The sequence below is a fragment of the Undibacterium sp. Di27W genome (genome assembly GCF_049340345.1).
Classification (GTDB): domain Bacteria; phylum Pseudomonadota; class Gammaproteobacteria; order Burkholderiales; family Burkholderiaceae_D; genus Undibacterium.
Window position 1 is genome coordinate 173777 of the sequence record NZ_JBMPOS010000011.1, and the last position, 12727, is coordinate 186503.

Below are 12727 nucleotides of genomic sequence, written 5' to 3' on the forward strand. Positions count from 1 at the left end.
TATGCGACTGAAATCCATGCTGTTCTTAAGCATCGGTATGTTATCTTGCAGTACCAGTTGGGCAGGAAATAGCATACAAGATGTGCAATGGTTACAAGGCTGCTGGCAAGCTGCGGGGGCTGAAACGGGCTCTGAAGAACATTGGCTGGCCCCTGCCGGTGGCAGCATGCTGGGCATGGGGCGTACAGTGCGCAAAGGCAAAACAGTCGCCTGGGAATTCATGCGCATACTGGAAAATGCCGACAGCCTGACATTCACGGCTATCCCTTCTGGCAAGCCGGAAGCCAGTTTTCAATTATTGTCACTCGACAAACAAAGAGTGGTCTTTGAAAACCCCAGACCAGAATTCCCGCAGCGCGTCATTTATCAGTTGAATGCAGATGGCAGCCTGCTGGGACGCATAGAAGGGAAAATCAAAGACCAGGAAAAAGGCATAGACTTCCCCATGCAAAAAATACCTTGCAGCAGATAAGCTCTCATCGAATACATCTGGCAATAAAAAACCGCATCTCTGCGGTTTTTTATTGCCATTCAAACGGGAGAAGTGACAATCACAGCCCGGTATGTTTTGCGATAAAGGCTTTCATCGCAGTCACATCAGCAGTCATGACTTCAAAGCGTTGCGGCAAAGCTTCGATATTCTCAAAGCCTGCTGGGCGCTCCGCGTCGCGACCTAAAGCTTCCTTGATGGTTTCATTGAATTTTGCAGGTAAAGCAGTTTCCAGCACGACCATGGGGACGCCTTCTTGCAAATGTTCAAGGGCAACCTTGATGCCATCTGCGGTATGGGTGTCAATGGTGATGTTAAATTCTTTTTCTACCTGGCGTATGGTTTGCAAGCGGTCTGCATGCACTGATTTGCCAGAAACAAAACCAAACTTGGCGATCTTGCCAAACTCGTTACCGTCGCTGCCTGGTTTGCCAGACAAATCAAAACCGCCTTCGGTTTCGACTTTTTTGAACAAAGCCGCAACGCGGCTAGCATCCCTATCCAGTAAATCATAGATAAAGCGCTCAAAATTCGAAGCCTTGGAGATATCCATGGATGGGCTGGTGGTATGCCAGGTTTCAGCCGATTTACGTACACGGTAAATACCTGTGCGGAAAAATTCATCCAGCACATCATTTTCATTAGTCGCCACGACCAGCTTATCAATAGGCAAACCCATCATGCGGGCAATGTGGCCAGCGCAGATATTGCCGAAATTACCAGAGGGTACAGTGAACGAAACTTTTTGTTCATTGCTGGTCGTTGCACTCAGATAGCCACGGAAATAATACACAACCTGTGCCACCACACGCGCCCAGTTGATGGAATTGACGGTGCCTATTTTTTGGCGGTTTTTGAATTCCAGATCATTTGAGACTGCCTTGACCATGTCCTGGCAATCATCAAAGACGCCTTCGACAGCGATATTGAAAATGTTCGGATCTTGCAGGCTGAACATTTGTGCAGTCTGGAAGGCGCTCATTTTCTTGTGCGGGGACAACATGAAAACACGTATGCCTTTTTTGCCGCGCATTGCATATTCAGCAGCGCTGCCAGTGTCACCAGAGGTTGCACCAAAAATATTCAGTTCTGCGCCATTCTTTGCCAGGGTGTATTCAAACAAATTACCCAGCAATTGCATGGCCATGTCTTTAAATGCAAGGGTCGGGCCGTTGGACAGGGCTTGCAATACCAGCTTGCGGCCATTCTTGTCCTGCAATACACGCAAGGGCGTGATTTGCGCAGCGGATTCATCGCTACGTGCATTTTTATACACATCCGAGGTATAAGTCTGTTCTGCCAGTGCTCTCAAATCTGCTTCCGGAATATCCGTTGCAAATTTTTTCAAGACTTCAAATGCCAGCCCGGCATAAGACAACTTGCGCCAGGCATCCAGCTCGACATCAGTGACTTGCGGGTAGCTTGTTGGCAGGTAAAGGCCGCCATCAGGAGCCAGACCACCTAAGAGTATTTCCGAGAAATTTTGTGCTGCGGTATGCCCGCGTGTTGAAGCGTATTGCATAAGTCGACAGGATGAGGGAAAGATTGATGGGAAGAATAAAGCGAATATTCTTCCTATTATAACTTTCCTAGGTTCTTGAAACCTCTGTAAATTTGGCAAAAATCCATTTTCATGCCTGCTTCATTCGGCCTGCAGTCTTTCCGGGTGAGAATAGACCACAAAACCATGCTCGCGGACAAAGCCTAACAGGCAAATGCCCGCTTGCCCGGCGAGATCAATCGCTAACGAGGTGGGTGCAGACAATGCAGCCAGAATGGCAATATTGGCGCGTGCTGCTTTTTGCACCAGTTCATAGCTGATACGGCTACTCATCAAGAGAAAGCCTGGATCAGATGCTTTAGGAGCAGTTTTGGCGTTTGCCAAAGCGCCAAGCAATTTATCCAGGGCATTATGTCGCCCCACGTCTTCGCGTAAGGCCAGTATCTCACCTTGCATGTCTACCCAGGCAGCAGCATGGACTGCGCCTGTTTGTGAATTAATAACTTGTCGTGCATTCAACGCCTGCAAGGCCTTGTATAAGCTGGCTGATGATAATTGTTCGACAAGTGCAGTCTTGATCGCCGGTAGTTGCATGGGCAAAGCCTGCAAGCTGTCTTTCCCACACAGGCCGCAACCAGTATTGCCCGCCAGACTGCGCCGCCGCTCTTTCAGGGTCGCAAAGCGTGCTGCCGAGATACGCATTTGTACTTCTATGCCAGGCACATCTGGATTGGAAATGCATTCAATCTCATAAATCTCACTGGTATCGTCAACAATCGCTTCAGATAAGCTAAAGCCCAAAGCAAAGTCTTCCAGATCCAAAGGTGTAGTCAGCATGACTGCGTGGGAAATACCGTTGTAAATTAGGGCAACCGGCACTTCTACTGCCACCTGATCCAGCAGCGTCATGCTTGCCTGGCCATGAAAACTGACTCTTTGCACCTGATGTTGCCTGACGCCCGTCGAGACGGCTTCATCCTCTGCAGGCGCGGCAATTTCCTGGCATACCTGCCGACCAGCTTCTGTCAGGCTCAGCATACTGCGCTCACCATCTTGTTCCAGCTTTACCCAGCCAGCCCCCTGATGCTGCCCCACACTTTGCTCACCAAGATAGGCGATACAGCGTAACAAGGAGCTCTGCCTCACCCCCAGACGCTTGCACAGGCGAGGCAAGGACACTGCCTCAGTATGATTGCTTAACTCAGCCATGAGTTCAAGGCCGAGTTTATCTTGCAAATTATCCAGTGAATTCATTTAACCCCGCATTAAACCTGGGCGTGATGGGTATGTATGATCACAGGTATCGATTTCGAGGTAGGTGTACGTGCATGATCGGCAAAACTGGACAAGGGCACCAGGCCATTGGTTTCCGGGAAATAGGCGGCCAGACAGCCCTGGGGAATATTGTATTCAACCAGCATGAAGCGCTTTGCCCGTCGTTGCACGCCATCATCGCACAGGCTTTCCATATCTATCCAGTCACCTGCTTGCATGCCCAGTGCCTTGATATCATCTTTATTGATGAACAAAACACGACGCTCACCAAATACACCGCGATACCTGTCATTCATACCATAGATGGTGGTATTGAATTGATCATGTGAACGCATGGTCGCCAGATTGAAGACTGGCGATTGTCTTTTCCTGCGCGCCTGATGTATGGGCAAATCAACAGGTACAGCATGAGTATTGAAATTGGCCTTGCCTGTAGCCGTCATCCATACGCGCTCAGATGCAGTATTACGCAAATGAAAACCACCTGGTACTTGGACGCGCTCATTGAAATTGGCAAAATCATCGAACACAGCAGCGATTTTGTCGCGTATGCGGCTATAGTCGGCCTGCAACCAAGCCCACTGCGTTTTGCTGCGATCTTTGAGTGTCGCCTGCGCCAGACGAGCAACCACCGCCACTTCAGACAACAAGTCTGCCGATGCGGGTGGGTTAATGCCAGACGACAGATGCACCATGCTCATGGAATCTTCAACCGTCACGGTTTGCGGCCCGGTTTCCTGGATATCGATTTCAGTACGTCCCAGGCAAGGCAAGATAATGGCACTCTCGCCGCAGATCAAATGGCTGCGATTGAGCTTGGTTGTCACATGCACTGTCAATACACAGTTTCTCAAGGCCTTGTGCGTCACTTCAGTATCCGGGGTGGCCGTTGCGAAATTGCCGCCCATGCCAAAAAACACCTTACCACTTTCATTGAGCATGGCCTGTATGGCGCCTACGGTATCGTAGCCATGTTTTTGCGGTGGCTGGAAATCAAATACCTGGCCCAGACGCTCAAGGAAGGCTGGCTTCGGTTTTTCCACTATGCCCATGGTACGATCACCCTGCACATTACTATGGCCCCGGACAGGACAAGGCCCAGCCCCAGGACGGCCAATATTGCCGCGCAAGAGTAAAAGGTTGACGATCATCTGTATAGTTGCTACGGAATGCTTGTGCTGGGTTATGCCCATGCCCCAGCAAGCGATGACCTTGCCAGCGCTCATATAGGTATCTGCAGCGCGTTGTATCTGCGCCCTGTCGAGGCCAGACTCCCTGACAATCACGTCCCAGGGTTCTGCAAGTGCTTGAGCAGCAAATTGCTCAAAATTGGCGGTATGTTCGGCGATGAATTCGACATCGATAATTCTGTGTCGCCCTTCAGCTTGCGCCAGTTGATCTGCTTCCAGCACACATTTGATCATGCCCTTGACTGTCGCCAGGTCACCACCAATTTTCAATTGAAAATAGTCAGACGAAATAGTGGATGCCTGATCTGTCAGCATATCCAGCGCATTTTGCGGGTTCTGGAATTTCTCCAGGCCACGCTCGCGCAAGGGATTGAAAGAGACAATGGCAGCACCACGCTTGGACGCAGCGCGCAACTCACCCAGCATGCGCGGATGATTGGTCCCTGGATTTTGTCCAAAAATCAAAATCGCATCAGCCTGCTGGAAATCTGACAGCAATACCGTGCCCTTGCCTATGCCGATAGCTTCACGCATGGCAAAGCCTGATGGTTCGTGACACATATTCGAACAATCAGGGAAATTATTAGTACCAAATTCACGTACAAACAATTGATACAGGAAAGCTGCTTCATTACTGGTGCGACCTGAAGTATAAAAAATCGCATCGTCAGGCTTGGGCAAGGCATTGAGATGCCTGGCAATGGTGTCAAAAGCCTGGTCCCAGTTAATGACCTGATATCTGTCGCTGGTGCGGTCATAGAGCATGGGATGAGTCAGGCGGCCCTGGGATTCCAGCCAATAATCTGACTTTTCTGACAATTCACTGACGGTATAGCTGGAAATCACTTCCGGCGTGGCACGCCTGGCGGTCGACTCAGCAGCAACTGCCTTGGCGCCGTTTTCGCAAAACTCAAAGGTAGAAGTGTGATCCGCATCTGGCCAGGCACAGCCCGGACAATCAAAGCCATCGGGCTGGTTGGCGGACAACAGAGTCAAAGCGCCCTTCTTGGGTATGCCTTGCTCAAATATCTGTTGAGCTACACTTTTTAACGCGCCCCAGCCACCTGCTGGCCTGTTATACACTTGAATTGTTTTATTCTTGCTCATACTTGCTTATTATCTCCACACAACAAAGGCTATTACCACAAGCATAATTGCAGCCCTGCGGCAAAATATTATGTGGCAAACAAGATTACAGGCTAAATCTTACCAGAATCCGCATAAGAGTATGACTATGGCTATTAGCGATGAATGACGACGAGCAAGGCTTTGGCTTCAGTTTTACCGAGATTGCGGATAGCATGATTTTTGTCTGCTTCATAACGTGCCGTAGCACCCAGCTTGAGTTTCTTGCGCGTGCCTTCCACTTCAACCTCGACACTGCCATTGAGCAAAGTCAAGTGCTCTGAAGCACCCGGATCATGCGAATTTGACACCAGGGCGCCGCCAGGTGCGAGGGTCAGTTCATACCATTCATATTTACCCGCCAGCTCCATAGGTCCCAGTATGCGCAGCACATAGCCAGCATGCTCACCTGGCAATGTCGGTGTTTCGTGTGCTTCCAATACTCGGATGGGGTCAAGTTTGGGTGACTCAGATGACAATAGTTCCGCAATGCTGACACCCAAAGCATTTGCCAATCTCCATGCAACAGCTATAGTGGGATTAGCCTTTTCCCTTTCTATCTGCGACAACATGGACTTCGACACGCCAGCCGTACGCGATAAATCTTCCAGCGTCAAACCACGCTCCAGACGCATTTTTTGCAAAGTCGCGCCAACTTCTGGCGGCGTATTAGGTAGAACTTTTTTCATAAAGGCTCTTGCATCAAGTGTATAAGCTAGCTTAATATTCGATATATCGAACTTTAGTTCTAGATATTGAATTATTCAAATATTTTAGGAATTTCCAACAATAGTGTAACAGTGCCTTTGATCTATAGATAAGGAATTGCCAGCATTTCATCAAAAACTGGCAAACAAAGATCAAAGTGCACAGCAACACACCAGATACACGGGGGACACCACCATGAGTCAAACCACTTCCAGAACAAACTTCATCAACGGCTTGGCCAGCAATCTCGACAATTTGCGCGAGCAAGGCTTGTACAAGCCAGAACGCGTGATTGCTTCCCGTCAGGGTTCTGAAGTCACTTGTGATGATGGCCGCAAACTCATTAATTTATGCGCGAACAATTATCTGGGTCTGTCTGGTGATGAATCCATGGTACAGGCATCTATAGCCGCTACTGAGCAATATGGTTATGGCCTGTCCTCAGTACGTTTTATTTGCGGTACGCAAACCGTGCACAAACAACTGGAAACAGCCTTATCTGCCTTCCTGGGCACGGAAGACTGCATCCTTTATGCTGCCGCATTTGATGCCAATGGTGGTGTATTTGAACCCTTGTTCGATGAAAATGACGCCATCATCTCAGATGCACTGAATCATGCATCCATCATAGATGGCATACGCCTGTGCAAGGCAGCTCGCTTCCGTTATGCCCATAATGATATGGCTGACCTGGAAAAACAATTGATAGCTGCTGCTGAGAAGCGCCACCGCATCATCGTCACTGATGGCGTGTTCTCCATGGATGGCACTATCGCCCAGCTCGACAAGATCTGTGATCTGGCTGATAAATATGATGCACTGGTCATGATCGATGAATGCCATGCATCCGGCTTCATGGGCGCGACTGGGCGTGGCACCCATGAACACCACAATGTTCTGGGCCGCATAGATATTATTACTGGTACTTTGGGAAAAGCACTGGGTGGTGCCATGGGTGGTTTCACGGCCGCACGCAAGGAAGTCATCGACACACTGCGTCAAAAATCCCGCCCTTACCTGTTTTCCAATACCCTGGCACCCTCGATAGCTGGTGCCTCCCTTTCTGTACTGGAGCGTTTGTCCAGCTCGACTGAATTGCGTGACCGCCTGCATGCCAACACTGCGCACTTCCGTCGTGAAATCGAAGCACTGGGCTTTACCATCAAGCCGGGTACCCATCCTGTCGTCCCCGTCATGCTGTTCGATGCACCGGTTGCGCAAAAATTTGCCGCGCGCCTGTATGAACTGGGCGTGCTGGTGACTGGCTTCTTTTATCCGGTCGTTCCCATGGGGCAAGCCCGTGTGCGTGTACAACTGTCCGCTGCCCATACGACTGAACAATTGAATACTGCCCTGGCTGCATTTGCCCAGGCTGGTCGCGAATTAAACATCATTAAGTAAGGGATATCCATGGAACGTATTTTAGTGATCGGTGCCAACGGCCAGATCGGCAGTGAGTTGGTGGAAGCATTGGCAAACCAGCATGGCGCAGACAATGTAGTCGCCGCCGATATCAGGCCTGAAAGCCTGTATGGCGCAAAAATCTATGAAGTCATTGATGTCTTGAACCCTGAGAGACTGGCGCAAGTCGTGGTGCAATACGATATCACCCAGGTGTATCAACTGGCAGCCATGCTGTCCGCCACTGGCGAACAAGCACCGCTGAAAGCCTGGACACTGAACATGGATGGCTTGCTCAACATCCTGGAACTGGCACGCACCCGCAATGAAGCCGGCAAACCACTGAAAGTATTCTGGCCATCATCGATTGCCGCATTTGGCCCAAATACGCCAGCAGTCAATACGCCGCAATATACGATAATGGATCCCAGCACTATCTACGGCATCAGCAAACTGGCTGGCGAACGCCTGTGCGAATATTATTTCCAGAAATATGGCGTCGACGTGCGCAGCATACGTTACCCTGGCATCATCAGCTATAAATCACCTCCGGGTGGTGGCACTACGGATTATGCGATCGCCATTTTCCACTCGGCACTGCTGGGCAAGACATATGAGTGCTTCCTGGAGTCAGAAACCACCCTGCCCATGATTTATATGCCGGATGCCATACGCGCCACGATCTCATTGATGGATGCACCGGCTGCCAAACTTTCTATACGTTCATCCTACAATGTTGCAGGTTTAAGCTTTAATCCACGGGAATTAGCGTTTGCAATCAAACAAAATTTGCCCGCATTTGACATACACTACGCGCCTGACAGCCGTCAGGCCATCGCCGCCTCCTGGCCACAAAGCCTGGATGACAGCGTAGCGACCGCCGACTGGGGCTGGCAAGCACAAGTAGGCCTGCAACAACTGGTGGAAGACATGCTGAAAAACATTCGTGTCGATCAAAAGGCGTTGAAGGAGTTGGGCCAGGCGGCATAAATAATTAACAGAGACAAGTAAAGAGGTGAATTGATGGACATGCGTGTATTCGAATTATTTAAAATAGGCGTGGGCCCATCAAGCTCCCATACGGTCGGCCCCATGCTGGCAGCCCGCAGGTTTTTACTTGAATCTGCCGATTTGTATAAGGCGTCCAAAGTACAGGTCGCCTTATATGGTTCTCTCGCACTGACTGGCCATGGCCATGCAACAGACAAGGCCGTTTTACTGGGTTTGATGGGTGAGACACCGCAGGACCTCGTTCCTGAAAGCGTGGATGAAAAGCTGGCAGCCCTGGCCAGTTCAGGCAAAATGAATTTATTGGGTGAATACCCGGTCAAATTTGATGTTGCCGCAGATATACTCTGGTTCAAGCAAGAAGTATTGCCCGGCCACCCGAATGGCATGAAATTCATACTGACGCGCAATGATGGCAGCAGTTTTGAAAAAATATATTATTCCACAGGCGGCGGCTTTATCTATTCGGCAGAAGAACTGGCAAATCCTGACTCTGACGAGAGTGGCGAAAGAAAACCCCTGCCCTACCCCTTTGGCACCATGGCTGAATTGCTGGCCCATGGCAAACGCACAGGCTTGTCCATCACCGACATGTTGCGCGCCAATGAAAACGTACACTGTAGCGACGAAGAACTCGATGCTGGCCTGGATAAAATCTGGTCAGTCATGAAGGGTTGCATCTCTCGTGGCTTACAAACGTCTGGCGAATTGCCAGGTGGCTTGCATGTCAAGCGTCGCGCTGCCAAATTATGGCGTGCGGCTAATGAAACGGCTGATGTATTGCCACATGATGGCCTGCACCGCGTGAGTCTGTATGCCATGGCCGTCAATGAAGAAAATGCCGCTGGCGGCCGCGTGGTCACTGCGCCCACCAATGGTGCTGCTGGCATTATCCCGGCTGTGTTGCGCTATTACGCAGAAGACTGCAAACCCAGTCATCCTGAGCAAGGCATACGTAATTTCATGCTGGCAGCGTCTGCCATAGGTATGCTGTGCAAAAAGAATGCCTCGATCTCCGGTGCTGAAATTGGTTGCCAGGGCGAAGTCGGCGTCGCCTGCGCCATGGCGGCGGCCGGTTTGACAGCTGCCCTTGGTGGTAGCAACGAGCAAATTGAATCGGCAGCAGAAATCGGCATAGAACACCATCTGGGTATGACTTGTGACCCTATCGGTGGCCTGGTGCAAATCCCCTGCATAGAGCGCAATGGCATGGGCGCAGTCAAGGCAATTACTGCAGCATCATTATCCTTGCGTAGTGATGGCACGCATCATGTCAGTCTGGATGATGTAATAGAAACCATGCGTGCGACAGGTTTTGACATGCAAGCCAAGTACAAGGAAACCTCCCTGGGTGGCCTGGCTGTGCATGTAGTCACCGTCAATTACGCAGCTTGCTGACAAATAAGAAATCATACTGAAGCACTGCAAAGTGCTTCAGTCTTTTTCTGTCCCGCCAAAACTATAACGCAAACCCAGCCAGATCATGCGCGGTGCGCTGGGCGTGTAAAAAGTCGTCCCTTTCACATCAGAATTACTGTATCCGCCATTCGGCGTAACAGCATATGGCCCGAGTTGACCCGCCGTGTAGTAGTGCCGATCAAACACGTTGCTGACATTGATGGAAAATTTCAAGCCTGGAACAGGTCGGTAGCTGGCAGACAGGTTAATTACTGCATACGCAGGCAGAGTTCCGGTGCCAAAACCTCTTAGACCATCAGATACATGAGCATTGTTCTCATTGCCTCGCACAAAACTCTTGCCAACTGCTAGCATCTCCATCCCCGTAGAAATGTGAGTATTGAATTCATAATCGGCATGCGCTTTAAAAACCTGTTGCGGGATCAGCGGTATCAAGTCGCCTGGCTTGACTGAGATGCTGCCATTAACATTTGCAGCGCTATTGTTTTGCGCACCTAAGATGTCTGCGCTCTGGTAACTCGCCTTCATCCAGGTGTAATTCAATCCGTAATTGAAATTATCTTGTTCACCGGAAATGCCCAGCTCCAGCCCTTGACGTCTGGTTTGCCCGAAGTTCTTGAAATAACCAGTCGCGGCAGAATTAGCGACGAAAAGTATATCGTCCTGATTCTGCCCCCAAAATATTCCTGCATTCCATGAAATCTTTCCTGGCAACTTGCCGCGCAAGCCAGCTTCCCAGGTTTTGGAAATCACTTGCTTCAGCGCCGGGTCACCTGCCATGGAATTCGGCAGCCTGCATCCAAAATCAGGATCAGCGCAACCCAGCTCTATGGAAGTGGGTGCTCTGCTGCTTTCACTATAACCAGCATAAAGATTCATGGAAGGATTTGGCACATAGCTGAGGCCAACAGCCGGATTGAAACGCCGGAAACTATGTTCACCATCGAGAGAACCGCGCTGGCTACCCTTGGTCGTGGCATTATTATAGGGATAAAGTTTGTCAGTATTTTTCAGACTGGTTTTATTATAGCGAGCCGAAAGCGTCAAATGCCAGGCATCTGCCACAGATAAAGTATCGCTACCAAACAAGCTCCAGGTAGTTGTTTGCCCATCCAGAGCTACACGCTGGTCAAAAGCATTTTCAGAGTTCTGTGTGCCGTCAGCATAAGCATTGACAGTGGTAATGCTACGATCAGGATTGAGGTAGCCAAACTGGCTGGCCTGATTAAAACTGGTACGACTGGCATCATAGCCAGCGCCAACGACTACCTGATTGCCATATCCAGCAACTTTACTCACTGAACTAAGCTGAGCACTCAGACCATAGTTTTGCTGACGGGTATTAGTGTTGGTCACAATACCCGTACACTTTTCATTTGGCTCAGCACTCGTGCCCGCCTGGGCAATACAGCGTAAACGAGGGAAAGCAAAAGTCGCACTGGTCCTGCTATTACTGCTTTCATTCACTGGGCTATAGCCATGCGCCAGCAACCAGTTTTTATCGGCCGCCTGTCCCGTGTAATACACGGACTCTCCCAGGGCATCTTCATTCAGGTCACCATTCGTGGTCGCTGTGCGGGTATTACGGTAGTAGGCATTGCCAGACAATAGTAGTTTGTCGCTAAGATTGCTTCTGGCTTCCAGGTTCACAAAACTGGCCCGGTTTTTTGTCACGTCAGGCAGGGTAAATACGCTAGCATAGCGTTCATTCAGCAACTGCTGCTCCTGCGAGCCATTGCCTGTCATCTGGGTGTTGGCCCAGGCATAACTTAACTTGAGTTCAGTTTTTTCATTGTGCCAGCCCAGCATGCCAAAGAATTGCTGCAGCCGCGAAGGCGAGGCATCGCGCCAGCCATCTTCCTGATATTGGTTCGCGGCAAAGTACCAATCCCAGCCCTGCTGATTAGCCCCACCGTGTTCCATGCTGATCATTCTGCGCGCATAAGACCCTGCACCTGCTTCCAAAGATGTTCCAGCATCATGTCTGCCATCCTTGGTTTGCAGGGAAAGCGCGCCACCCAGTGTGTTCAATCCAAATAGTGGATTTGATCCTGACATCAGGGTTACAGAAGAAATCGCTGCCTTGGGAATCAAATCCCACATAACAACATCTCCAAATGGCTGGTTCAGGCGCACTCCATCAAGATAGACTGACAAACCCTGAGGCGTACCCAGCAAAGGAGATGCGGTATAACCGCGGTAATTTACATCATTCATGTAGGGATTACCCTGAACATCATTGACATGCACGCTACCCAGGTAGCGATTGAAGAAATCCGAAATATTCAGTGCGCCGCTTTTATCCAGGTCTTTACTGGTGGCCGTTTGTATCGCAGATGGAATTTGTTCCTTGCTTAAGCCCATTCCCGGTAAAACAGTAACGCCTATGATTTCAACTGTAGGGCTGACTATGGTTTCATTTGCGGCTCGCGCAAGCTGGGTGAAGCTGCCAAGAAATACAGCAAGGGCCATCAGGGGCCAGGTAATGTGCCTGGGAATAAATAAGGAATTCATAGCCTCACATATTTGCTATTTTCATAATTTAATTATAGATAATACAATAAATATGAAATAAGCAAAAAGATATCATCGCTAGTGTGGCCCCGGGAT

At 49.9% G+C, this 12727-nt stretch carries 9 protein-coding genes; 4 read left to right on the forward strand and 5 right to left on the reverse strand.

What is annotated here, in order from left to right; all coding sequences use genetic code 11:
• Window position 1: 1 nt before the first annotated feature.
• Window positions 2-472 (forward strand): DUF6265 family protein, encoded by a 471-nt coding sequence (locus tag ACO0LF_RS21345; RefSeq protein ID WP_423017672.1) that lies wholly within the window; start codon window positions 2-4, stop codon window positions 470-472.
• A 79-nt stretch (window positions 473-551) separates the two neighbouring features.
• Here ACO0LF_RS21345 and thrC read toward each other — a convergent pair whose 3' ends face one another.
• From thrC to ACO0LF_RS21365, 4 genes are all read right to left on the reverse strand, one after another.
• Window positions 552-2012, reverse strand: coding sequence for a threonine synthase (gene thrC, locus ACO0LF_RS21350; RefSeq protein ID WP_423017674.1), 1461 nt, complete (start codon window positions 2010-2012; stop codon window positions 552-554).
• 120 nt (window positions 2013-2132) lie between these two features.
• Window positions 2133-3245, reverse strand: a complete 1113-nt coding sequence (gene fdhD / locus ACO0LF_RS21355; RefSeq protein ID WP_423017676.1) for a formate dehydrogenase accessory sulfurtransferase FdhD — start codon at window positions 3243-3245, stop codon at window positions 2133-2135.
• Between the two features lie 11 nt (window positions 3246-3256).
• On the reverse strand, window positions 3257-5563 hold the full coding sequence (locus ACO0LF_RS21360; protein ID WP_423017678.1) for an FdhF/YdeP family oxidoreductase: 2307 nt from the start codon (window positions 5561-5563) through the stop codon (window positions 3257-3259).
• Window positions 5564-5697: 134 nt separating this feature from the next.
• Window positions 5698-6270, reverse strand: coding sequence for a helix-turn-helix domain-containing protein (locus ACO0LF_RS21365; protein ID WP_423017680.1), 573 nt, complete (start codon window positions 6268-6270; stop codon window positions 5698-5700).
• Between the two features lie 214 nt (window positions 6271-6484).
• Between ACO0LF_RS21365 and kbl the strand changes: the two genes are divergently transcribed.
• The 3 genes from kbl to ACO0LF_RS21380 are packed head-to-tail and all read left to right on the forward strand — an operon-like array spanning window position 6485 to window position 10096.
• Complete coding sequence (gene kbl / locus ACO0LF_RS21370) at window positions 6485-7690, forward strand: glycine C-acetyltransferase (RefSeq protein WP_423017683.1); 1206 nt, start codon at window positions 6485-6487, stop codon at window positions 7688-7690.
• A gap of 9 nt (window positions 7691-7699) precedes the next feature.
• A complete protein-coding gene (locus ACO0LF_RS21375) occupies window positions 7700-8680 on the forward strand; it encodes an NAD-dependent epimerase/dehydratase family protein (RefSeq protein WP_423017685.1) in 981 nt (326 codons plus the stop codon).
• A 33-nt stretch (window positions 8681-8713) separates the two neighbouring features.
• Window positions 8714-10096 carry an L-serine ammonia-lyase gene (locus ACO0LF_RS21380; RefSeq protein WP_423017687.1) on the forward strand — a complete coding sequence of 461 codons (1383 nt, stop codon included), beginning with the start codon at window positions 8714-8716 and terminating at the stop codon, window positions 10094-10096.
• Window positions 10097-10132: 36 nt separating this feature from the next.
• Here the strand turns inward: ACO0LF_RS21380 and ACO0LF_RS21385 are convergent, their stop codons facing one another.
• Window positions 10133-12631: a TonB-dependent receptor gene (locus tag ACO0LF_RS21385; protein WP_423017689.1), complete on the reverse strand. Its 2499-nt coding sequence runs from the start codon at window positions 12629-12631 to the stop codon at window positions 10133-10135.
• Between the last annotated feature and the right edge of the window lie 96 nt (window positions 12632-12727).